Annotated in this window: 21 protein-coding genes; 7 read left to right on the top strand and 14 right to left on the bottom strand. The window is 68.8% G+C overall.

The genetic code is table 11. From position 1 onward, the window contains the following. Positions 1 to 219, bottom strand: a complete 219-nt coding sequence (locus ACOGXE_RS11770) for a biotin/lipoyl-binding carrier protein (protein WP_419863899.1) — start codon at positions 217 to 219, stop codon at positions 1 to 3. 131 nt (positions 220 to 350) lie between these two features. On the opposite strand from ACOGXE_RS11770, the gene ACOGXE_RS11765 reads away from it, so the two are divergent. The 3 genes from ACOGXE_RS11765 to ACOGXE_RS11755 are packed head-to-tail and all read left to right on the top strand — an operon-like array spanning position 351 to position 2,799. Then, positions 351 to 1,244 (top strand): DUF5317 family protein, encoded by an 894-nt coding sequence (locus ACOGXE_RS11765; protein WP_419931106.1) that lies wholly within the window; start codon positions 351 to 353, stop codon positions 1,242 to 1,244. Between the two features lie 29 nt (positions 1,245 to 1,273). Further along, a complete protein-coding gene (locus ACOGXE_RS11760) occupies positions 1,274 to 1,549 on the top strand; it encodes a hypothetical protein (RefSeq protein ID WP_419931105.1) in 276 nt (91 codons plus the stop codon). A gap of 11 nt (positions 1,550 to 1,560) precedes the next feature. Next, the gene (locus tag ACOGXE_RS11755; RefSeq protein ID WP_419931104.1) at positions 1,561 to 2,799 is read left to right on the top strand and encodes a CaiB/BaiF CoA transferase family protein; all 1,239 of its coding nucleotides are present in this window, start codon (positions 1,561 to 1,563) and stop codon (positions 2,797 to 2,799) included. A 148-nt stretch (positions 2,800 to 2,947) separates the two neighbouring features. Here ACOGXE_RS11755 and ACOGXE_RS11750 read toward each other — a convergent pair whose 3' ends face one another. Next, complete coding sequence (locus ACOGXE_RS11750; protein ID WP_419931103.1) at positions 2,948 to 3,358, bottom strand: hypothetical protein; 411 nt, start codon at positions 3,356 to 3,358, stop codon at positions 2,948 to 2,950. Between the two features lie 138 nt (positions 3,359 to 3,496). Between ACOGXE_RS11750 and valS the strand changes: the two genes are divergently transcribed. Beyond that, positions 3,497 to 6,115, top strand: coding sequence for a valine--tRNA ligase (gene valS, locus ACOGXE_RS11745; protein ID WP_419931102.1), 2,619 nt, complete (start codon positions 3,497 to 3,499; stop codon positions 6,113 to 6,115). Between the two features lie 12 nt (positions 6,116 to 6,127). On the opposite strand, the gene ACOGXE_RS11740 is transcribed toward valS, so the two are convergent. Further along, on the bottom strand, positions 6,128 to 7,294 hold the full coding sequence (locus ACOGXE_RS11740; RefSeq protein ID WP_419931101.1) for a mechanosensitive ion channel family protein: 1,167 nt from the start codon (positions 7,292 to 7,294) through the stop codon (positions 6,128 to 6,130). Positions 7,295 to 7,359: 65 nt separating this feature from the next. Between ACOGXE_RS11740 and ACOGXE_RS11735 the strand changes: the two genes are divergently transcribed. Further along, positions 7,360 to 8,178: an enoyl-CoA hydratase/isomerase family protein gene (locus ACOGXE_RS11735; RefSeq protein WP_419931100.1), complete on the top strand. Its 819-nt coding sequence runs from the start codon at positions 7,360 to 7,362 to the stop codon at positions 8,176 to 8,178. Positions 8,179 to 8,222: 44 nt separating this feature from the next. After that, positions 8,223 to 9,008, top strand: coding sequence for an enoyl-CoA hydratase (locus ACOGXE_RS11730; RefSeq protein WP_419931099.1), 786 nt, complete (start codon positions 8,223 to 8,225; stop codon positions 9,006 to 9,008). A gap of 18 nt (positions 9,009 to 9,026) precedes the next feature. On the opposite strand, the gene rsgA is transcribed toward ACOGXE_RS11730, so the two are convergent. Together rsgA and ACOGXE_RS11720 are read right to left on the bottom strand one after the other, a co-directional pair. Continuing rightward, entirely contained in the window at positions 9,027 to 10,139 is a 1,113-nt protein-coding gene (gene rsgA, locus ACOGXE_RS11725) for a ribosome small subunit-dependent GTPase A (protein WP_419931098.1), read from the bottom strand. Continuing rightward, positions 10,132 to 11,772 (bottom strand): ABC transporter substrate-binding protein, encoded by a 1,641-nt coding sequence (locus ACOGXE_RS11720; protein ID WP_419931097.1) that lies wholly within the window; start codon positions 11,770 to 11,772, stop codon positions 10,132 to 10,134. Before ACOGXE_RS11720 ends, rsgA begins: the two co-directional genes overlap by 8 nt. 276 nt (positions 11,773 to 12,048) lie before the next feature. Here ACOGXE_RS11720 and rmuC point away from each other — a divergent pair, with 276 nt between their 5' ends. Continuing rightward, positions 12,049 to 13,335 (top strand): DNA recombination protein RmuC, encoded by a 1,287-nt coding sequence (rmuC, locus tag ACOGXE_RS11715; protein ID WP_419931096.1) that lies wholly within the window; start codon positions 12,049 to 12,051, stop codon positions 13,333 to 13,335. On the opposite strand, the gene ACOGXE_RS11710 is transcribed toward rmuC, so the two are convergent. The 9 genes from ACOGXE_RS11710 to ACOGXE_RS11670 form a co-directional block, all read right to left on the bottom strand. Next, on the bottom strand, positions 13,321 to 15,660 hold the full coding sequence (locus ACOGXE_RS11710) for a xanthine dehydrogenase family protein molybdopterin-binding subunit (protein WP_419931095.1): 2,340 nt from the start codon (positions 15,658 to 15,660) through the stop codon (positions 13,321 to 13,323). The genes rmuC and ACOGXE_RS11710 overlap by 15 nt on opposite strands. Before the next feature lie 77 nt (positions 15,661 to 15,737). Beyond that, complete coding sequence (gene paaC / locus ACOGXE_RS11705; protein WP_419931094.1) at positions 15,738 to 16,511, bottom strand: 1,2-phenylacetyl-CoA epoxidase subunit PaaC; 774 nt, start codon at positions 16,509 to 16,511, stop codon at positions 15,738 to 15,740. Continuing rightward, positions 16,508 to 16,780, bottom strand: coding sequence for a 1,2-phenylacetyl-CoA epoxidase subunit B (gene paaB, locus ACOGXE_RS11700; protein ID WP_419931093.1), 273 nt, complete (start codon positions 16,778 to 16,780; stop codon positions 16,508 to 16,510). The genes paaC and paaB overlap by 4 nt, the downstream gene beginning before the upstream one ends. After that, positions 16,777 to 17,409, bottom strand: a complete 633-nt coding sequence (locus ACOGXE_RS11695; RefSeq protein WP_419931092.1) for an iron-sulfur cluster assembly protein — start codon at positions 17,407 to 17,409, stop codon at positions 16,777 to 16,779. Before ACOGXE_RS11695 ends, paaB begins: the two co-directional genes overlap by 4 nt. Next, positions 17,406 to 18,326, bottom strand: a complete 921-nt coding sequence (gene paaA / locus ACOGXE_RS11690) for a 1,2-phenylacetyl-CoA epoxidase subunit PaaA (protein ID WP_419931091.1) — start codon at positions 18,324 to 18,326, stop codon at positions 17,406 to 17,408. The genes ACOGXE_RS11695 and paaA overlap by 4 nt, the downstream gene beginning before the upstream one ends. A gap of 68 nt (positions 18,327 to 18,394) precedes the next feature. Further along, positions 18,395 to 19,777 carry an amidase gene (locus tag ACOGXE_RS11685; RefSeq protein WP_419931090.1) on the bottom strand — a complete coding sequence of 461 codons (1,383 nt, stop codon included), beginning with the start codon at positions 19,775 to 19,777 and terminating at the stop codon, positions 18,395 to 18,397. 60 nt (positions 19,778 to 19,837) lie between these two features. Beyond that, a complete protein-coding gene (locus tag ACOGXE_RS11680; protein ID WP_419931089.1) occupies positions 19,838 to 20,524 on the bottom strand; it encodes an ATP-binding cassette domain-containing protein in 687 nt (228 codons plus the stop codon). Continuing rightward, positions 20,524 to 22,275, bottom strand: a complete 1,752-nt coding sequence (locus tag ACOGXE_RS11675; protein WP_419931088.1) for an ABC transporter permease subunit — start codon at positions 22,273 to 22,275, stop codon at positions 20,524 to 20,526. Before ACOGXE_RS11675 ends, ACOGXE_RS11680 begins: the two co-directional genes overlap by 1 nt. Further along, complete coding sequence (locus ACOGXE_RS11670) at positions 22,272 to 23,126, bottom strand: branched-chain amino acid ABC transporter permease (protein ID WP_419931087.1); 855 nt, start codon at positions 23,124 to 23,126, stop codon at positions 22,272 to 22,274. The genes ACOGXE_RS11675 and ACOGXE_RS11670 overlap by 4 nt, the downstream gene beginning before the upstream one ends. Position 23,127 lies beyond the last annotated feature (1 nt).

Genomic DNA, 23,127 nt, shown 5'->3' with positions numbered 1-23,127 from the left:
TCAGGACGTGGCGACCACCGCGAGCACGTCGCCCTCAGCCACGGAGTCGCCCTCGGCCACGTGCATCTCCGCGAGCGTGCCGCCTTCGGGTGCCGTGACCGGGATCTCCATTTTCATGGACTCGAGGATGAGCAGCTCGTCGCCGGCAGCGACAGCAGTGCCCACCTCGGCGACCACTTTCCACACGGTCGCGGTCAACTCAGCTCGAACGTCCAGCACGTTGTCTCTCCTCCACGGACCCGGAGCGAAGGGCCGGCGCAAAGCTAACCGCACGACGGCCGCGCCGCCCCGCTCGAGCGCCTCCGACCATCCACAAGCGCGCGGCAGACGTTCGGTACCTTCAAAACGCGGTGTTCTTCATCGTGCTCGTGACCATCATCGGACTCGGCGTCGGCTTCGCTGTCGCTCTTGTTTCCGGCGGCACTCCCGCAGGGATCTTCAACAGGCTTCGGGTGCTGCAGGTCAACCATTGGCCCGTGCTGGCGCTCGGAGCAGTCCTGTCGCTCGCCGTCGGGCTGGACACCAACATGCTCGCTGGCAGGTACGCCCTCGGCATCTCGCTGGCGCTGCTGCTCGCGGGATGCCTGCTCAACCGGCACATCACCGGTGCAAGCGTTGCTGCAATCGGCCTCGCTGCCAATCTCGGCGTGCTCCTGGCAAACGGCTACGTGCCGGTGAGCGAGGGCGCTGTCGTCGCTGCAGGCATCATCGATTTCGAAGGACTCGACCGAGTGCTGCTGGGCGCAGCACGCCGGTGGTCCGATGACGCGACGATCACCGCATGGTTGGGTGCCGCAATCCCGCTCGCGCCGCTGAAAGACGTCATCACGCTGGGCGACCTGTTGACGGCAGCCGGCCTGGCCAATGTCGGATTCCGGCTGATGTGGCCGGCGGCCCGGGATCCGCGACAACTGGAGGCAGTGTCGCGAAGCGATTTCGAGGACTTCGACGAGGCGTCGGTGGTGCTGCGACCCGCAGCGCAGCGCACGACCCTCGAGCATCCCCCGCTCATCGGTGCAGCAGCGGCGACCCCGGAAGCGCCGGCGCCGACGGCCGCCCCAGCGGAACCCAGCCCGGTGCCGGCACAGGCCGAGCCGGCCTGGGCGAAACGAGTCGAACCCGCACCGTGGCCGGCCCCTGCGCCATGGCCGCACGAACAGCAAGACGATGAGGTTTCCGCACGCAGCCGAGCCTCAGGCGACGAGCCGACCGAGAGCCACGATCCCCAGCTGTTCGGAGCCTGAACGACACGGCGGGCCGAGATAATGGGGCCGTGGACGATGTTCTCGTTCGGCGAGCGCGGCTGAAGCGGATCACGAGCCTGGGGCAACGGACCGGGTACGGCCTCTATGCCGCGTCGCTCATCTGCGGCGCCATGGGCCTCCGCTGGGGATACACGCCGCTGCTCAGCACGCTCATCGCCGTGGCGCTCGTGGTCGGCTCGATGCTGCTCGCGCCGACCATCGTCATGAGCCACGGCATCAAGGCCGCCGAGCGCGAGGAGCGCCAGGCCGCTGCAGCCGGATCGTCTGACTCATCGACCGGGTAGCCGAGGATCTCATGCCAGAAACTGCAGGCACAGCCGCCGCGGCCGGCGACGAATCGCCCGGGGCGCTCGATGGCATACGCGTGGTCGATCTCACCACCGTGCTCATGGGGCCGATGGCGTGCCGGATGCTGGGCGACCATGGCGCCGACGTCATCAGGGTGGAATCGCTGGACGGCGACTCCACGCGCAACGGTCTTCCCGCCCGATCCGCCGGCATGTCCGGCTTCAGCCTCAACATCCAGCGCAACAAGCGATCCCTGGCGCTGGATCTCAAGTCCGAGTCCGGTCGCTCCGCCATGCGGCGGCTGCTCGCGAGCTCCGACGTGCTGGTCACCAACATGCGAGCTGCCGCGCTCGAACGGCTTGGCCTCGACGCCGACTCGCTGCGGGCGGAGCACCCGCAGCTCATCTGCTGCCGAGCGAATGGCTACGGCAGCGTCGGCCCCTATCGCGACAAAGCGGCGTACGACGACGCCATCCAGGCAGCATCAGGCCTGTCGAATCTGATCGGCCGCATCGCCGGCGAGCCTGGCTTCGTCCCCTCGGTGATCGCAGACAAAGTCACGGGACTGCATGTTGTCGAAGCAGTGCTGGCGGCGTTGTTCCATCGGGAGCGAACCGGTGTGGCGCAGACCATCGAAGTGCCCATGTTCGAAACGATGGTGGCGTTCAACCTGGTGGAGCACTACCGCGGGGCGGTGTTCGAACCGCCCGAGGGACCATTCGGTTATGACCGGCTCCTTACTCCCCACCGGCGGCCGTACCCCACGGCCGACGGCTGGGTGTGCTTGTTGCCGTACAACGATGCCCAGTACCGGGCCTTCTTCGCGTTCGTCGAGCGACCCGAGCTGGCCGACGATCCTCGCTTCGCCGATCACAATTCGCGGATTGCGCACATCGACGAGTTGTATGCGCTGTTCGGGGAGCTCTCGGTGCGGCGCACGACCGATGAGTGGATCGCCTACTGCGACCGCCACTCCATTCCCGCGGCACGGGTCATGGACTTGGCAGAACTCGACACCGACCCTCAGCTCGCTGCGGCCGGCCTGGTGAGCATCTCAGAGCACCCCACCGAGGGGGCGTACCGCTACGTGGCCGATCCAGTGGTCTACTCGGCGACGCCGACACGGTTGCGGCGCCACGCCCCGCTGCTGGGTGAGCACGCAGTCGAGATTCTCAGCGAGCTGGGCTACGACGCGAACGAGATCGACACGCTGCGGGACGAGGGCGTCATCGTCGCGCCGAGCTGACGGCCTGCTGGCGGTTCATTCACACAACGCAAAGGGGCACCCCGCAAGCGGGGTGCACAAACGCACAGGGCACCCCGCAAGCGGGGTGCCCCTACGTCGGCTCGTTGCCGATTGCACGGCGCCCAGCGGGCGCCGCCCGTGACGCTGCTCAGTCGCTGCGTCCGCCGATGCCTTTCTTCAAGGCGCTGATTGCAGCGTCTCGCACCGGGATGAACGCAACGAGAACGATGGCTGTCGCTACGTCCATGCCGAAACGGCTCAGCGACAGCAGCTCCATGTTCGCTCCGAATCCCAGATCGAGCACGTCGTTCGCGCCATTGATCTGAGAGATCAGCACGAACAGGTAGGCCCAGGCCAGGTTCAGATTGCTTCCGATAATCGGAATGGACTTGAGCGTGTCGTTCACCTTGACCGCATCAAGGACGCTGTCCACGACCGCCATCGCACCCTGGAACACCATGCCCAGGATGATCAGCGTCAGGATTGTCGCCATCATGCCAATCGACCCCCTTTGGTCGGCAATACGGCTGAAGTTGCCGACCGCCCCCGCAGGCGGCAACCACCGCACACACTAGTCAATGCCGTTGCACTTTTGTGACAATTTCATGACAGTCTTTAATGCCTCGACGAGACATCGCGCGACTGGCGGGCGGCAGGGATCGGCCTCGGGCGAAGCGCGCCGGTAGCTTTGCGCCGCATGACGCAGGTGCCCGACAGGCCCACCGTCGACGGGCTCGAAGCGAAGTGGTCGCAGCGCTGGGAAGCAGACGGCGTGTACCGCTTCGATCGCACCGCCACCCGCGACCAGGTGTTCAGCATCGACACGCCGCCGCCGACGGTGAGCGGCTCGCTGCACATGGGGCACGTGTTCAGCTACACCCACACCGACAACATCGCCCGCTACCGGCGCATGGCGGGCCACGAGGTCTTCTACCCGATGGGCTGGGACGACAACGGTCTGCCGACCGAACGGCGCGTCCAGAACTACTTCGGGGTGCGCTGCGACCCCTCGCTGCCGTACGACGAGCACTTCGAGCCGCCCGCTGACGGCGGCGATCCCAAGGCGGTGGAGGCCAGGGGCGAGCTGGCGATCTCGCGCCGCAACTTCATCGAGCTGTGCCATGTGCTCACCGCCGAGGACGAGCACGCCTTCGAGGCGCTGTGGCGCCAGCTCGGGCTGAGCGTGGACTGGTCGATGACCTACGCCACCATCGACGAGCGCTGCCAGCGGATCGCGCAGCGCGCATTTCTCGAGAATCTCGAACGCGGCGAGGCCTACCAGATCGAGGCGCCCTCGCTGTGGGATGTCACCTTCGGCACTGCTGTGGCTCAGGCCGAGCTCGAAGACCGCGAACGGCCCGGCGCCTATCACCGCATCGCCTTCCATCGCACCCGCCCTCAGGGATCGGGCGAGAGCCCGATGTCAGGCAGCACCGTCGAGATCGAGACGACCCGGCCGGAACTGCTGGCTGCATGCGTGGCGCTGGTGGCACACCCCGACGACGAGCGCTACCAGCCGCTGTTCGGCTCCACGGTGCTGACTCCCCTGTTCCAGGTAGAGGTGCCGGTGGTGGCGCACAAGCTGGCCGAGCCCGACAAGGGCACCGGCATCGCCATGATCTGCACCTTCGGCGACACCACCGACGTGACATGGTGGCGCGAGCTGGACCTGCCGGTGCGGGCGATCGTGGACCGCCGGGGCCGCATCGCTGCCGATCCTCCCCATGGCATCGACTCCCCTGCGGGTCGCGAGGCATACGAGCACCTGGCAGGCCGGACGGTGGGCGGCGCCCGCACAGCCACGGTCGAGCTGCTGCGGGATTCCGGCGATCTCATCGGCGAACCCCGTCAGATCACCCATGCCGTCAAGTTCTTCGAGAAGGGCGACCGGCCGCTCGAGATCGTCTCGAGCCGCCAGTGGTACATCCGCAACGGCGGGCGCGACGCCGATCTGCGTGACGCGCTGATCGCCCGCGGCTCGGAGATGACCTGGCATCCGCCTTACATGCAGGGCCGGTACACGAACTGGATCGAGGGCTTGAGCGGTGACTGGCTGATCAGCCGCCAGCGCTACTTCGGGGTGCCGATCCCGCTGTGGTACCCGCTCGACGACGCCGGCGAGCCAGTCTGGGAACAGCCGCTGGTGCCCGGCGACGGCGCCCTGCCGACCGATCCCAGCAGCGATGTGCCGGCCGGCTACGACGAATCGCAGCGGGGCCGGCCAGGCGGCTTCATCGGCGACCACGACGTGATGGACACTTGGGCGACCTCGTCGCTGACGCCGCAGATCGCCTGCGGCTGGAGCGAGGACCCGGACCTGTGGGAGCGCACCTACCCGATGGACATGCGCCCCCAGGGCCACGACATCATCCGGACCTGGCTGTTCTCGACTGCAGTGCGCAGCCATTTCGGGCATGACTGCGCGCCCTGGCACCACTGCGCCCTGTCGGGCTGGATCCTCGACCCGGACCGCAAGAAGATGTCCAAGTCCAAGGGCAACGTGGTGACACCGGTGGACCTGCTGGACACCTACGGCGCCGACGCCGTGCGCTACTGGGCCGCCAACGGCCGTCCCGGCACCGACACGGCGTTCGACGAAGGACAGATGAAGATCGGGCGCCGGCTGGCCATCAAGCTGCTGAACGCCGCCAAGTTCGCGCTGACCCTGACGACCGGAGCGGCGCCTGCCGAAGGTGGGACTGGCGTGCGCAACCCGCTGGACGCGGCACTGCTCAGCGAGCTGGCCGAACTGGTGCGCGTGGCCACTGACGCGTTCGAGAACTTCGATTACGCCCGCGCCCTGGAACGGTCCGAGCAGTTCTTCTGGCGGTTCACCGACGACTACGTGGAGCTGGCCAAGGGTCGGGCCTACGGCGGGCAGGGTGACGAGGCGGCCGCAGACGCCCACCTCGCGTTGGCCGTCGCACTCGACGTGCTGCTGCGATTGTTCGCACCGTTCCTGCCGTTCGTCACCGAGGAGATCTGGTCGTGGTGGCGTGACGGTTCAGTGCACCGGGCGACCTGGCCCGATGCCGACGAGATCGACGCGCTGGTGCCCGACCACCCCTCGGGCACGTTCGAACTCACGGCGTCAGTGCTCAGCGAGGTTCGCAGGGCCAAGACCGAGGCCAGGCGCAGCCTTCGCGTGCCGGCAGAGCAAGTGACGGTCCGCGCCGCGGACGCTCACATCGCCACGCTGACCCAGACGCGAGCCGACTTGATCGATGCAGGACGCATCGAGAGCCTGATGTTCGTGGCGGATGACTCTCTCGCGCATCCCGAAGTCAGCGTGACGCTGGCGCCAGCCGACGCCTAGTTCATCGCTGCTCTACAGATCGCTGTCCGCGCCGTCCGTGTCCGGTTCTTCAGCTTCCATCGGCGCAGCGGTGGTCTGGAAGGCACCCACTGCCGGCTTGGCGTCGGATTCGGCTGTCTCACCGCTGCGCACCCACACCGTCCGCTGCGGGAACGGGATCTCGATGCCGGCCTCGTCGAAGGCGTCCTTGATGCGCTTGCGCATCAAGCGCGCCGTCGCCCACTGCTCCGATGGCTCGGTCTTGAGCATGACCCGGATGGTCACGGCATCAGCGCCGAAGGCCTGGACTCCTGAGAGGGTGGGCTCTTCAAGCACCGTGGTGCTCTCGCCTTGCTCCTGCCACACCTCATCGGCGACGCGCTTGATGATGGCCATGGCCTCGTCGAGATCGGTGTCGTAGGCAACGTCGAGGTCGAGCGGCACCCGGGCCCACAGCTGCGACATGTTGCCCACGCGGGCGATCGCGCCATTGGGCACATGCCAGACCGTGCCCGAGATGTCGCGCAGCCGAGTCGTGCGCAGCCCGACGGACTCGACCGTGCCGACCGCGTCACCGAGGTCGACCACGTCGCCGACGCCGTACTGGTCCTCGATGAGCATGAACACACCGGTCAGCAGATCGCGCACGATCGACTGCGCGCCGAAGCCCACGGCAACGCCGATGATGCCGGCCCCTGCAATGAGCGGCCCGAGATTCACGTCGAACTCGCCGAGCAGCATCATGAGCGCAACGGCCCAGATGATGGTGGTGGCGATGCTCTTGAACAGCGTCCCCAGCGTCTTGGCGCGCTGGCTGGCGCGCTCGGTCCGCTCGCGCAGCTGCGTCATCTTGGCCGCGAGCCGCTCGGGGTCCCACGTCCGGCCCTCCTCGGCGGTGCGGGCGGCCTCGTCTTCCTCGGCGTGCTGCTTGTCCGAAGCGATCCGCTCCACCATGTGGTCGATGGCCCGACGCACGATCCGGCGGGCGATGATGGCCAGCAGCAGGATGATGAGCACCGTGAGCGGTTTGTCCACGATCCACACCGACGCCGACGCGAAACCCTCGCTGCCAGTCCAGGACAGGATGCGCTCGCAGACCCAGCTGGGCTCGGTACCGCACACCTCGGTGCCGCGGGTGGCTTCGAGCACCGCGTCAACGGCGTCAATCGCCGACTCAGCCTGTGCGAGGAGTCCGTGCATCTGAGGGAGCCTAGGAGTCGGCTCGAGTGCTGTGTGCCGCCGGTTCGATGCCTAGCATCGCCGCGATGGTCCAGGACAGTCCTTCAGACGATCGCACCCCAACCGACGACCCGGAAGCCGCCGTGCTCTACGAGCTCGCGGGCGGCGTGGCGACAATCACGCTGAACCGGCCCGACTACCGCAACGCGCTCAGCGTCGAGATCGTGAACGGCATCGGCGATCACTTCGAAGCGGCGCTGGCGGATCCCGAGGCTCGGGCAATCCTGTTCACGCACGTCGGCAACACGTTCTGCGCCGGTGCGGACTTGCGTGCCGCACAGCCCGGGGTGCCTCAGCCGACGCTGCGCCACAACTTCGTGGAGATCCTCGAGAAGATCATGACCTGCGACAAGCCGGTGGTGGGCCGGCTGGCGGGCCATGTCACCGCCGGCGGTGTGGGGCTGGCCGCCGCGATGGACATCTCGATTGCCGCCGACGACGCGATCATCGGCTTCACCGAGGTTCGCATCGGCGTGGCTCCTGCGGTGATCTCGGTGGTATGCCTGCCGAAACTGCGCCGCGCCGACGCCAGCGAGCTGTTCCTGGAGGGCGAGCGCGTACCAGCCTCTCGAGCAGCGGCGGCCGGACTGATCAACCGGGCGGTGCCGCGCGACCAGCTCGACGACGAGGTGACGGCGACGCTGCGCCGATTGGTACGGGGCGGTCCCAACGCCCTGGCCAACACGAAGCAACTGGTCACCAGGGTGCCCCAGATGCCCCGTGAGGAAGCTTGGGCATGGACGGCTGAACTCAGCCAGCGGCTGTTCCAGAGCGACGAGGCGGCCGAAGGCATCGCAGCCTTCCGCGAGCGTCGCGACGCGAGCTGGGTTCCGCCCGAGTCCTGAGCACTTCGGGCACGTCTGCGAGCCGGGCGGTAGCGTCGGCCGCCGTGAGCGGGCAGGTGCATCTCGAACGCGACGGCCATGTCGGCCGCATCATCCTCGACCATCCAGAACGGCACAATGCCATCAGCGCGCAGATGTGGAACGGCATCACCGACGCTGCGACCGAGCTGGAGAACGACCACGACATCCGGGTGGTGGTGATCCGCGGTGCTGGCGAGCGTGCCTTCGCGGCAGGCGCCGATATCAGCCAATTCGGCGAGCAGCGGTCTGACGCGAGCGGCAACCGTGACTACGACGACACGACGTCCAAAGCGCACGCGGCGCTGCTCGGCCTGTCCAAGCCGCTCATCGCCGCCATCCACGGCTACTGCATCGGCGGCGGCCTGGCGGTGGCGCTGACCGCCGACCTGCGCGTCGTCGCCGAGGACGCCCAGTTCACGATCCCCGCCGCCCGGCTCGGGCTCGGCTACGGCGCCGCGGGCATCGGCACGTTGATGCGCCTGGTCGGCCCCTCGGCCGCGAAGCGCATCTTCTTCCTGGCCGACCGGTTCGGAGCGCAAGAAGCGCTGCAGATGGGTCTCGTCAACCGGGTCGTGCCCAAAGCGCACCTCGAGGCCTCCGTCGACGAGTGGACCGACCTCATCGGCCAGAACGCCCCGCTGACCATTGCCGCCGCCAAAGCTGCGTTGACGCAGTGGCAGAAGCCGGAGTCGCAGCGTGACTTCACCGAGGTGGAGGCCATGATCCGGGCGTGCTTCGACAGCGAGGACTACTCCGAAGGCGTGGACGCGTTCATGAACAAGCGCCGACCGGAGTTCAAGGGCCGCTGAGCAGGCCGCCGCTGCGGCTCAGCGAGATCCTCCCCCGCTGCCGAACGCATCGGGAATCTCCATGTCAGCGACGAGTTCGAGGTACGTGCTGAGGCGTTCAGCAGCGAGCCGGCCGTCCTCGACGGCGGCGGCGACAGCGCAACCCGGCTCGACCGTGTGCGTGCAGTCAGCGAAGCGGCATTCGTGGGCGAGTGCGGTGATCTCGCTGAACGTCTTCGCCAAGCCGAGCTGAGCGCCGACGGGGGGGCGCAGCCCCAGATCGCCTCCCCAGGGGACCAGGTCCTGCAGGCCCGGCGTGTCCACGACGGTCCCGCCGTCCGGGCCGCCGACCGGGACGAGCTGGCGGCGCACGGTGGTATGCCGTCCGCGGCCGTCCGCGCTCAGGGGAGCCACCGGTACCACGTCGGCTCCCGCGAGCCGGTTGACCAGCGATGACTTGCCCACTCCGGACGGTCCGCTGAGAGCGACCGTGGCCCCGTCGGCGGCCAGGGCACCGAGGCTCTCGAGCCCCCGGCCGTCGAGCGCGCTGGTTGCCAGGATCGGCACGTCGGCCGCTGCAGGGCCGAGCCGGCGGCGCAGCGCGTCCACCGTTGCCTCGTGCTCGGCGCCCGACACCGTGTCGATCTTGTTCACGACGATCACCGGCCGGGCACCGCCGCTGAACGCCGCCGTGAGGTACCACTCGATTCGATGGCCGGCGGCGGCCAGTTCCGGCGAGATCGCATCACCGGCGGGGGCAGGCGTCGTGACCACCGCCAAGACGTCGGCATTGGCCGCCACGAGCTGCGGGCGGGTCCGCGGCCCGGGAGCGCGACGGCACAGCAGCGAGACGCGATCCAGCACGCCGGCGATCGCCACGCGACGGTCGTGACGGGCTTCCAGCGAGCGAACGACCCAGTCACCGACGGTCGGGTAATCGAATGGCGTTCTGGCCGCACGGCGCGCTGTGGCATCGAGCGCTCCGGTGGCTTCGCCCGAGGCATCGACCAGTTCGTAGGCGCCTCGATGCTCGACTGCGACCCGGCTCACGGTGTGCCCGTCCGGCATGTCTGCGGGGGGAGCGGCCCGACGCAACCAGCCGAGCTGCCGCACGCTCGGCGGAGACTCGCCGGACGCGGCGCGGTCACTCACGGCGCAGCCACACCTCGTCATACCGGCCGACACCGAGTCGCTGCCCTTCGACCACGCTGCCATCGGGAAGCGACGTGCGCCCCAGCGCTGCGACATCCGCCGTCGCCGCCACGACGCTCGAGGAGTAGGACAGGAACACGTAGGGCGCTTCGTTCGCAAGCTCCAGCATGAACTGCGCTACTGCGTCAAGCCGTTCGCTCCCTGCGTCGGTCGACTTGATCAGACTCGCCAGCGCGGCGAGGTGCTCGCCGGTGAAGTTGGACACGTTCAGCGGTGTCGTGCGGACCGGGCCGACGGCGGCCGAGGCCAGAATCGCCGGATCCGACTCGCCGCCGACGCGCCAGCACGTTGCGCCGAAGTCGCCGGCGAACGACGGGCTCTGGATCACCGAGCCCATGACCCGGCTGATGAGCCCGGTGCGGGCAAGCGTCTCGACATCGACGTCGACCAGGTCGGTGCTTTCCCATTGTCGCTCGAGTTCGGCGGTCATCCGCGCAAGTGCGAGGTCGTCGGTGCACAGCACCCTGACCCGTATGGGCTCGCCCGGATCCCGATCGTCGGAGCGTTCGGGGTCCTCCGTGTACTCACGCAGCAGTGAACGGGCACGCTCGACGTCATGGGTCGGCCAGGCCGCTGCGACTTCGGTCGAATGCCAGATGCTGGCGGGTGACCACCATTGCGTTGCGGCCAGCGAATCGACGTCAGGGCCGAGTGCGGAGACGAGGCGCTCCTGGTCCGTTGCAGCCACCAACGCTCGCCGTACCCGGATGTCGTCGAGCGGCGCACGCAACAGGTTGAACAGCACGACGCCGGCGTTGTCGTCGAAGCGCCGGACTGCGGTGAGCGGGCGGCCCCCGCCATCGGTGGCTGCGTCCACAGCAGTGGACAGCTCAGCCGATCTCGACATCAGGATGTCACCGCGGCCGTCCAGCAACGCCGCGAGCCGCTGTCGCTCGTCGGCAATCTCGGTGAACACGATGTCGTCGGCCCACGGCAGGGTTGCGCCGTCTGCGGCAGTTCGCCAGTAGTCGGGGTTGGCCTCCAGCACCGCCGGCTCCCCCGCCGACCAGCGCCGGAAGACGAACGGCCCCGTGCCGACCGGCGCCCTGGCAAAGATGCCCGGGTCGGCATCGGCGGCGACAACGGAGAAGACGCGCCCGACGGGGCCGGCCAGCGCCGCGGGCAGGCCGGCGTTGGGCTCGCTCAACTCGATCACCAGCGTCAGCTCGTCGATGACGATGACCGAGGTGATGCGAGCGTCCCGCAGGTGGCCGCTGCTGGCCCTGCCGGAGCGCAGGTAGTCGTCGATGCCGGTCTTGACGGTGAGGGCATCCAGCGGCTCGCCGTCGGTGAAGCTGATGCCCGGCCGCAGGGTCACGGTCCATCGCTGCAGCGAAGCGTCGGCGGACACAGACTCAGCCAGCCAGGGCTCTACCGATCCGTCGGGCAGCACGACGGTGAGCGTCTCGAGGACATGGTCGAGCACATTGCGGCACGACCAGGCGCAGGTGTGATCCCACGGTGTCCAGCCGGTGATGGGCGTGGGATCTGCGGCCAGCAGCACACGCAGCGTGCCGCCCCGGCGCGGTGCCGCCTCTGATGGTGCCTGCGCCGTCGGCACAGGACTCTGCACCGCGGCGCCTGTCGTCGGAGTGACAACTGCGGTGCCCTCGACGGGAGCGACGGTCGTCGCCGGCGCCGCCGAGGCCTCGGGTGTCTCCTCCGCAGCGGAGCTGCAGGCCCCGGCCAGCAGCAGGGTCGTGACAAGAGCCGAAATGCCGACGCGCCGCGATCTCAGGAGCCGCAGCCTTTGCTGCTCGTGACCCATCCACTCGCGGAGGCATTCGTGCAAGGCACCAATGCCGACGCTAGTGGCGCGATGATCAAGGCCGATTGAGGAGTGAGCCTTATGTCCACCGGTCTTGCTGTCGTTCTCGCCATCGTGGCGGGCCTCGCCGTCGGCGCGATCGTGGTGTGGGCCGTGCGCTCTCGCCAGCTGGGACAAGTGATCCTCGAACGCGACACGGCTCGCGACGAATCGGCGAGCCAGCGCGACGCCGCGTCAGAACTGCGGACCCAGCTGGCCATGGTCGAGGCCGACCGGGCCGCTCGCATCGAGGAGATGACCAAGAAGCAGGCCGAGATCGAGAACCGTTTCAAGGAAATCGCGGCCGAGGTCAGCCAGTCCACCCGCGACACCTTCATGAAGGAGTTCCGCGACCTCACTTCTGAGCAGACAAAGACCGCTGGCAAGACAGTCAAGGAGTTGGTCGAGCCCATGCGCGAGCGCCTGCGAGAACTGCAGGAGCACGTCAACAAGGCAGACAAGGCGAGGGTGGAGGACACGGCCAAGGTCTCACAGAGCGTCGATCAACTGGTCTCCGAGACGAGCGGCCTGCGACAGATCCTGCGCGATTCCAAGATGCGGGGTGCTTGGGGCGAGCAGCACCTGCGCAACGTCATCGAGGCGGCCGGCATGAGCCGGCACATCGACTACATCGAGCAGGCCACGGTCGGCGAGCTTGGCGCCGAGGGTCGGCTGCGGCCCGACGTGGTCGTCAAGGTGCCAGGCGGGGCAAGCGTCGTCATCGACGCCAAGACGCCGTTCGCCGCGTACGACCGCGCCGCGCAGTCTTCTGATGAGAGCGAACAGCGGCAAGCTCTTGCCGAGCATGCGGCCGCCCTCAGCGAGCGAGCCAAGGAACTCGGCGATCGCGACTACGGCCGGTGGGTATCGGGATCGCCTGACTTCGTGCTGATGTACGTGCCGACCGACCCGATGCTGGACGTGGCCATGGATGTCGACAGCGATGTCTGGCAGAACGCTTGGCATCGGCACCGGGTGCTCATCGCGACCCCTGGGCTGCTCATCGCCTTCTTGAGAACGGTGGCATTGGCATGGCAGCGACAGGACATCGCCCGCAACGCCGAAGAAGTCGCCCAGCTCGGCAACGAGCTGTACTCCCGCCTCTCGACCTATATCGAGCACGTGGACAAGATGGGCCGCGGCCTGCGCAGCGCTGTCGGCGCCTACAACGACAGCGTGGGCTCGTTCGAGCGAATGGTGCTGCCACAAGCCCGTCGATTCCGTGACTTGGGATCGGTGACGGGCGGCGACGAGCTCAGCGAGCCTGGCCTCGTGGAGCGCGATGTGCGCGCCGCCAACGCCCCTGAACTGTCCTCAGGCGACGACTGAGCCGTTTCCGGTTGCGGCGGTGATGGCTTGCCAGACGCGTTGGGGGGTGAGCGGCATGTCGATGTGGCGGATGCCCAGGTGGGCGACGGCATCGACGACGGCGTTCTGGATGGCGGGGGTGGCACCGACCGTGCCTGACTCGCCGATGCCCTTGGCGCCCAGCGGGTTGATGTGCGTGGGGGTCTCGAGCACCACACGGTCGAAGAAGGGCAGCTCCGCCGCCGAGATGATCGGGTAGTCCGCGAAGTTCCCGGTGAGCGGGTTGCCGTCGGGGTCGTAGACGAATTCCTCGTACAGCGCCTGGGCCGCCCCCTGAGCCAAGCCGCCGTGCACCTGGCCGGCCGCCAGCAGCGGGTTGAGAATGGTGCCGGCATCGTCGCAGGCCACGAGCTGGCGCAGCTCCACCTCGCCGGTGTGGCGGTCGACCTCCACCACCGCGACATGGGTGCCGAACGGGAATGTGGGCGCCTCGGAGTCGAACACTTCCTCGGCGTGCAGCAGGCGCGGCCCCGCAGCGCTGTCGCCGTCCGAGCCGCCGTCGCTCCCAAGCGCCGCTGCCGCAAGCTGTTCGGCGATGGCCGCCCAGCCCACCGAGACCGCCGGTGTGCCCACGACGTGAAAGGCACCGACCTCGGTGTCCAGCGTGATGTCCGCGGGGTCGGCTTCCAGCAGCGTCGCCGCCACCGATCGGGCCTGATCGACCAGCGTCGCCGAGGCCTGCCAGATGGCCGCGCCGGCCAGCTGCACCGAGCGCGAACCGCCGGTCACCTCGCCGCGGGGCACTTCGTCGGTATCGCCGTGGATGATGTCGATACTGTCCATCGGCACACCAGTGCGGTCAGCGATGAGCATCGCCCATGAGGTGTGGTGGCCCTGCCCGTACGGCGACGAGCCGGTCCGCGCCACGATCCGACCGCCCGCGACCAGCTCCACCGCCCCGTACTCGGAACGCCCGATCCCCGCGGTGCGCTCGACGTAGGTCGCCAACCCGATGCCGAGCAGCTTGTCGTCGCCGTCTGCCCGACGGCGGGCCTGCTCTTCGCGCAGTGCGCTGTAGCCGGCCGCTTCGAGCGCGGCATCCAGGCTGGCCTCGTATGCGCCGGTGTCGTAGGGCATGCCGGTGCGGGTGGTGAGCGGGAAGACCTCGGGCTGCAGGAAGTTCTTCCGGCGCACCTCGGCGGGGTCCATGCCGATCTCGGCAGCGAACACATCGACGGCGCGCTCGACCGCAGCCGCAGCCTCGGGCCGGCCGGCACCCCGGTAGGGACCGGTCGGCGTGGTGTTGGTGAGCACCGAGACCGACGTGAAGCCGAGCGTGGCGATGTCGTAGCAGCCGGCCAGCATCGCCCGGCCGTTGTTCGGCAGCGCTGCACCCATGTTCCCGTACGCGCCCGCCTGCTGAACCACGTGCACCTGGAACGCCGTGATGCGCCCGTCGCGGGTGCCGCCGATGCGGCAGTACTGGATCTGCCCGCGTCCGTGCACGAGACCCACCATGTCGTCGGTGCGCGAGGGCACCCACATCACCGGCCTGCCGGTCCGGGCCGCCAGCCAGCCGAGCAGCGCTTCCTCGGGGTGCGGGCGAGCCTTCGCCCCGAAGCTGCCGCCCACGTCGCGCGAGAGCACGCGCATCTGGGACCGGTCCAGGTCCAGGATCTTCGCGAGGCCCGCGCGCACCGGGTGAGGCCCCTGTCCGGCGTTGACATGGTGCAGGCGGCCGTCGTCGGCCCAGCGGCTCGCAGCCACCCGCGGCTCCAGCGGGCACGGGGCGATGCGATTGTTGATCGTGCGCACCTCGGCGACTGCATCGCACGATGCGAAGTCAGCCTGCTCGCCGTCGAGCGACATACGGATCACGACATTCGGCTCAGCCATCCCGTCGAACAGCGCTGGACCCTCCAGCGCCTCTTCGGGATCGACGAGGGCCGGCAGCGGCTCGTAGTCGACGATGACCAGCTCGGCCGCGTCCATCGCCGCCGCCGGGCTGTCCGCCACGACGACGGCGATGGGCTCGCCCACGAACCGCACCCGCTCCCGAGCCAGCATCGGGCGCACGATGGCGCCGTCGAATGCCGGATTCGGCGACGGGTAGGGGCCCAGATCGACGTCGGCGGCCGTGACGACATCGACCACACCGGGCGCGCTGCGCGCCGCGCTCACGTCGAGTCCGGTGATGTCGGCATGGGCGACCGTCGAGGTCACGTAGCAAGCGTGCGCCATGGGCGACCAGGCCGCATCCGCTGCGAGGTTGGCGACGAACTGTCCCTGGCCGCGCAGCAGCGACTCGTCCTCGCGCCGGACCACCGATGTTCCTCGCAATGCCATGAATCGACCTGCCTCTGTGTCGCGTTGTCTGCCGCCGGCGGCCTCCGGCCGACGCCCGGGCGATTGTGGCAGAGCAGCTACCAGCGCGCCGCTGGATCCAGCGAGATCACCTCGACCATCTCCGCGTGCAGCGCGGCGAAATGGGGTGAGCGCCGTCCGGCGCGGCCCTCTGCCGCAGGTGCGGGACCGGCGTGGTCAGGCCATCGTGGCTGGTATCCAGCCCCAGCGACGGCATCGTCCACCATTGCCTGCCATTCGGCGCGCTGGTCGCTCACCGGGCGAGTCATGACCCCCGCAGCGACGAGGTCATCGCCGGAGCAGCCGGGCGGCAGCTCGAACAGCTCGCACGCCATCGGGGCGAACTGATCGAACAGCGGGAGCAGGTGCGAGCGGCCGGCGTCGGTGCGCAGCAATCGCGACAGCAGCCCCGATGCGTGGCGCAGGTGCGATCGTTCCTCGGCCAGGGCTCGGCGCGCCACGGCGCCGAGGGCTTCCCACGACGAGTCCGCCAGTGCCGCCCAGCGGACGGTCTCGGCGGTGTCGTACAGGAAGTGCCGGACCAGCGTCTCGCCCCAGTCGCGACAGGGCAGTTCGGTGAGATGCGCGCTGCGGTACTCGTGCGGCTGGCGACCATAGGCCAGCGCGTCGACGTCGTCGCCGAGCAACCCGTAGAGCGCCCGGGCGTGGCCCAGCTCGTCTTGGCTGATCGAGGTCAGCGCCAGGTCTTCCTCGAGGAACGGCCCCACGGCGATCCACCACGCCAGGTTCTGACCGATGCACAGCTCGTCGTCAGCGAGCGCCAGCACGACATCGTGCGCGCCGTCAATGCCCGCTGGTGCCAGATCGGTCATGAGGTTGACGAGTCTCCGGCCTTGCGCAGATCCCGCAGCAGTGCTCCGTCGTTGTGGCGGTGAGGACGGTCTGCCATTTCGAGCTCGACAGCGTCGGCGACGAGCAGGTCTTCGCGAGCCACCACCCACATCTGGTCGCCCTCAGAGCGCCGGGTGTAGCAGTCGCGGGCGAAGCTGAGCGCCAAGTCGTCGTCGGGCGCTTCGAGGGCGCCGACGTGGGTGAACGGGTCCTTGCCCGGACGCTTCAGGAACACCTCGTAGGTCTTCATGCGAGGACCGCATTCGCTGGCGCCGCCTCCATGGCGGCCGGGAAGTCAACCCTGCCGACCACCTCGATGGGGTTGCGGCAGCTCGGGCACCATTCCACGCTGCGGCACGGCGTCGGCCCGAAATCCGACCGGTGCTCAAGCGCGGTACTGCCGCAGATGGGGCAGGGCGCATGGGATCGCGCACGGCGGACAGCCACCGAGTACTCGCGGGCCATGAACTCCACCGCTCCGGGCGATATGCGGTCCGGCGTCCAAACCGGGTCGGCGATGAACACCACTTCCACCGACACGTCGCTGCCGATGCATGCCGAGCGTGCCGCAGCGGTCACGTCGCTGGCGATCACGTCGAGGGCCGGGCAGCCGAGCATGGTGGGGACCAGCTCGATCCGTACGGCGCCGCCGCGGTCACGGGCCGAGACGCTTTCGAGGATCCCCAGCTCTGCAATGGTGATGTCGGGATACTCGGGATCGCATACCGACGACACTGCCTCGAGAACCGCCGCCTCCATGGCGGCTGTGTTCGCCGCCGCCGCCTCCATGGCGGCTGTGTTCGCCGCCGCCGCCTCCATGGCGGCTGTGTTCGCCGCCGCCGCCTCCATGGCGGCTGTGCTGCCGGGGCCGTCGCTCATGCAGGCACCGCCGCTGCCTCGTCCAGGGCCGAGCGCACCCACGCAGCCCCGTCCCAAGCCAGGCGCGCATCGTTCAGACGCCGAGCGCTGTCGGGTCCGCGGCCCGCGATCGCGGCCTTCAGCGCGTCCCAGTCGATGTCCCCGCTGATCCAGCGACCCGTCTCAGGATCCTGGCGCAGATCCGGGTCGGGAATGGTGAAGCCGGCCGCCTGCAGCTGCGGCACCATCTTCTGCACGAACCGATCCCGCAGAACCTCGTTGCGTTCGGACTTGATGTGCCAGCGCAGCAGCACGTCGTCGGGACGTGTGTCGGGTCCGAACAGCTGCACCGACGGCCACCACCACCGGTCGATGCCCTCCTGCATCAGCTGGTGCTGCTGGGCGGTGCCCTTGGCCATCTTCAGCAACAGCTCCTCGCCGTTGCGCATGTGGAAGCCCTCCTCGGCGATGATCCTCCGCAGGATGCGCTTGTACGGCCCGTAGCTGCAGTTCTTGAACACGGCCTGCTGGCTGGCAAGCGCCGCCGCATCCACCAAGTAGGCGATGGCGATCTGGTCGCCCCACGAGTAGGCCCGGTAGTGGAACACGTTGTGAAACGTCGTGCGCCCGGCCAGCAGGTCGACGGTCATCTCGTCGCGGGTCTTCACGCCCATGTCCGCCGCCACCATGTACAGCAGGTGAGCGTGGCCGATCTCGTCCTGGGTCTTGGCCAGCGCCGTCAGTTTGTTCGCGAGGCCCGGCGCCTTGGCGATCCAGTCCCGCTCGGTGAGACCGCCCATGTACTCGCTGTTGGCATGCAGCTCGATGAACCGGAACACCGCCTCGCGGTATGCGTCGGGCATGTCATCGTCGGGCTCGACCAGCCCGCCGTCGTCCAGGAACGCCTCGAACTCCTCCATCGAGCTCCAGCTGCGCATACACGCCTCCCCGCCGAGATGAACAACTCGAATGCTACGCCTGCAACGTCACGACCTCGCCCGCACGCTCACAGCTCGGGTGCCTGCGCGTGATGGTCGGTCGCCCGCTGGAACGCCTCGCCCACAGCCACCAGCGTCCGCTCGGCGAAGGGGCGGCCGATGAGCTGGAAACCGATGGGCAGGCCGTCGGCGGCGAAGCCGCCCGGCAGAGCGATCGCTGGCAGCCCGGCCCCGTTCACCGGGAACGTGAACTGCGTGGTGGCAGGGATGAGCGGCACGCCGTTGAGCTCTGATGCGCCGTGGGGCACCGCCTGATTGGGGTTCACCGGGGCGATGATCAGGTCGACGCCCTGATCGTCGAACACATCGAGGCAGGCCCGCTCGAACGCCACTCGCTGCGCCTGTGCTCCTGAGACAGCCGTGCCCGCAATCGCCGCTCCGGCTTCCAGGACCCCGCGGACCTCCTCGCCGATCAGCTCGTCGTGCTCGGCGCGCAGGCCCTCGAGCAGCGCTGCTGCCTCGGCGATGACGATCGCCAAGCCGATCTCGGCATGGTCTGCGCTGTTGGGGACCTGCGCGGGCTGCACGCGGCGCACGAGCGCGCGCAGCTCGTCTGCCGCTGCATCCATGACGGCTCGCACCTGCGCGTCGGTCTCGATGCCGTCGAAGAAGCTGTCGCCGGGCACCCCCAGCGTCAGCTCGCCAGGGTGACGCGCATCGCTCAGCGCCGTCTTGACCGAGTACGGGTCGTCGGGGGCGTGGCCGGCAATGACCTCCAGCAGGATCCCGCAGTCCTCGGCGGTCCGAGCCATCGGGCCGACCGTGTCGTAGGTCCACGAGATCAGGTGCACACCGTCACGCGGCACCAGGCCGCGCGTGGTCTTGATGCCCGTGGTGCCACAGCAATTCGACGGGATGCGCACCGAGCCGCCGGTGTCCGAGCCGAGCGCGCCGAACACCTGATGGGCTGCCAACGCCGCGGCGCTGCCGCCCGACGAGCCGCCGGTGGAGCGACCCGCGTCCCACGGGTTGTGCGAGGCCGGGCAGGAGACCCCGAAAGCCAACTCGTGGGTGTTGGTCTTGCCGACGATCACCGCGCCGGCCTCGCGCAGGCGTGCAGTGACGGTGGCATCGCGGTCGGGCACGAAGCCCCGCAGGGCCTCGCAATTCGCCTCGGTGGGGACGTCTTGGGTGAAGAAGAGGTCCTTGAGCGCCACTGGCACGCCATGCAACGGTCCGCGGACTTCGCTGCGGTCCAGTTCGGAGGCTGCGACCCGTGCCGCCTCAGCTTGCAGCGACGCGAACGAGCGCACCGACGGCTCGGTCTGGTCGATCCTGGCGAGGCAGGCGTCGAGCAGCTCGGCAGCGCTGATCTCGCGGCTGCGCACGGCCCTCGCCGCTTCGGCGAGCGTCAGACCCGTCAATCGGGTCCTTTCGGCTGCTGATGTCATGGCTTCCTTCCTTGGCTGTCGGATGAGTGCAGGGGAATGCGTGCAGTCGGACAACTGCGGTCAGATGGCGAGGTGCTGGACCAATCTGCCGGCGAGCTCAGCATCGCCGGCTGTGCCGGCATCGACGACTTCGCCCTTGGAAAGCACGATGAACCGGTCGGCCAGGCGCATCGCGAGCGACAGGTGCTGCTCGACGAGCAGGACGCTGCGGCCCGACTCCTTGGCCGAGTGGAGCGCGTCGCCCAGCAGTTCGACATTCGAGGGCTGCAGGCCTTCAGTCGGCTCGTCCATGATCAGCAGGGACGCGCTCGACGAGAGCACCAGGGCCGCAGTGAGCATCTTCTGTTCGCCGCCGGACAGCGTGCCGGCGCGCTGCGCGGCGCGACCGGCCAGCGATTCGCCGAACAACGCGAGCACCGCCTCGTGCTGCTCGGCCGGGAACCCGTTCAGCCGCAGGTTGTCGCCGACAGAGAGCTGACCGAACAGCGAACGCTCCTGAAAGGCCGCGCGCAAGCCGGCGCGGACCCGACCCGACGGTGGCAGCCTCGTGATCTCCGCGCCGTCCAGCATCAGCCCGCCTCCTGTCGCCCGGAGCACGCCCGCAACGGTCTTGACCAGGGTGGTCTTGCCGGCTCCGTTGCGCCCGACGACCGCCACGACCTCGCCGCTGCCGATGTCGAAGCTGACGCCGTGCAGGACCGGCACGCTCCCGTAACCCGAGCGCAGCCCGTGCGCCTCCAACCGCATCAGCTGTCGACCCCGGCGTAGATGGCGTGAACATCCGGGTTGCTCTCCACTTCCGCAACGCTGCCGTCAGCCAGCACTTCACCGCGCGCCAGCACCGTGACCCGGTCGGCAACGGCACGGATGAACGCCATGTCGTGCTCCACGATGAGAATCGGCAGGCGATGCGCTCGATGCAGTTCGCGCAGCAGCGCGGCGGCCTCCAGGCTCTCGGCCACGGTCATGCCCGCCGTCGGCTCGTCAAGCAGCAAGAGCCGGCAGTCGCCGGCCAGCGCCATAGTGATCTCGAGCCACTGCTTGTCGCCATGGGAGAGATCTCCCGCCCGCGTCCCCAGATGTTCACCGAGTCCGGTCTGGGCGAGGATCTCCATGGCCGCCGGCCGGACACCTGTGTCCCATGACCTGCACAGCAGGTGCCACGGACTCGAATGTGTGCCCCATGCGGCGATGGCCACGTTGGCCGCGACCGACAGGTCGTCGATGAGCTGCGGTGACTGGAACTTGCGGCTCACCCCGTGTCGGGCGAATTCCCAGGAACGGCGACCGGTGCACTCCTGGCCGAACACCACGACACGCCCCGCCTGGCAGCCCTGCTGGCCGCACAGGATGTCCAGCAGTGTCGACTTCCCGGCTCCGTTCGGCCCGATGAGGCATCGCAGTTCCGGCTCGCGCATGGTCAGTGTGATGTCGTTGAGCAGGCGGAAATAGCCGAAGCTCTTGTCGACGCCGCTCGCCTCGAGGATCGAGGGCGGCAGCGCCTGCGACCCCGTGGCGCGGAGACTTGGCTCGGAGCGCCGCAGGGCGGGCTGCTGGCGCCGTCGGGCCGGCATGCCCGCCAGGCGCTGCACGCTCGGGATCAGGCCCCGCGGCATCACCACCGCGACGCCCACGAAGATCACGCCGGTGGCGAGCGTCCAGTACTGCAGCCAGACATCGGCCAGCGTCGCGGAGGCGAAGTTGATGGTCATGGCGCCGATGACCGGCCCCACGATGGTGCCGCGCCCCCCGACGAGGGTCCACAGCACCACGTTGGTCGCCAAGGCGAATCCGAAGATCTGCGGCGAGACGAAGCTCGTGCGGTGCACGTACAGCGCGCCGGCGAATCCGGCGAGCGCACCGCCCACGGTGAACGCCCAGATCTTGATCTGGACCGTGTGGTAGCCGAGCGCCTCCATGCGGCGCTCATTGGAACGGATGCCGATCAGCACAGCGCCGATCGGGCGAGTGACCAGGACGCCCACCGCAGTGATGGCCGCTATCGCCAGCACGCAGAGGAGCATGTCCTGCGCGGTGTCCGAGAGCCGGACCCCCAGGGCCTCGATGCGAGGAATGCCCGTCAGCCCGTTGAATCCGCCGGTGACGTCCCGCCACTGCTCGGCCAACTGCTCCAGCGTGAGCGACAGCACCAGCGTCAGCAGGGCCACGACCACGGGCGATGGGCGGCGTCGCAGCATCGCCACGCCGACGACCGCAGCGACGGCAGCGCCGACCGCAGCGGCAACCACCAGCCCCAGCAGGCTCAGCGACGGCGCCGCCAGGGCGATCTTGGCGGACGAGTACGCGGCAATGCCGAAGGGCAGCAACTGGCCCAGCGAGAGAATGCCGGTGTAGCCCCACACGAAGTCGAGGCTGACGGCGAGCGCGGCCAACACCAGGAACAGCGAGAGCTGCCCCGACCGGTAACCGCCGAACGCCCCGCTCGCGGCCGCAGCGCCGCAGCAGCAGACCGCCCCGACGGCGAGCGCGCGCCTCACGCCGGGGCTCCTTCGGCGCCGAGCCGGCGAAACTGCAGCACCAGCACGGCGAGCCCCAGGGAGGCGATCTGGGCCCAGACGGCGTCGTAGAAGTGGATGACCCCGGTCTGGGTGGCCGCGACCACGAGCGCCCCGACGATGACGCCCCAGAGCCGGTTGAACCCGCCGACGATCACCACCAGGAAGGCCCCGGGGAGGTAGGCCAGCCCAGCTTGCGGTTCGATGGCGCCGAGCGGGGCCACGAGAGAACCCGCAATGCCGGCGGTCGCGGCGCCGATGCCGAAAGCGCAGAAGTTGGCGATGCCAGTCCGCACGCCGGATGCCTCGGCCAGATCCCGGTCAGCCACGATGGCCCGGACAGTCAGGCCGAAGCGCGACCTCGTGAAGGCAAGCAGCGTCGTCACCACCACCACGACGGCGATGCCGATCAGCAGGTACCGGTAGGTGGGAAACAGCACGCCGAACGCCCGCGTCGCCCCGGGCACCGGGTTGGGGACGCCGCGGAAGTCCTTGGTGAAGATCAGCTCGATGGCCTGTCGCAGGCAGATCGACAGCCCGAACGTGGCCAGGATCGTCACCTCCGGCTGGCGGTGAATGCGACGGATCAGCGTGAGCTCGATGAGCGCGCCGAGCGCGAACAGCACTGCTGCCGCCAGCGGCACCGACAGCCAGTGGCTGAGCCCGTTTGCGTGCACCACGTAGGACACGTACGCGCCGATCATCACGAACTCGCCGTGGGCGAGGTTGATGACGCCCATCAGCCCGAAGACGATGCCGAGGCCCAGCGCGACCACGGCCAGCGTCGAGAACAGGCTGAGGCCGTTCAGCAGTTCGAGCGTCAGCGCATCCAAT

Source organism: Candidatus Poriferisodalis sp. (assembly GCF_965208555.1).
GTDB lineage: Bacteria > Actinomycetota > Acidimicrobiia > Acidimicrobiales > Poriferisodalaceae > Poriferisodalis.
Note: the sequence above shows the minus strand (reverse complement) of the source record. Positions and strands in the feature narration are given on the sequence as shown.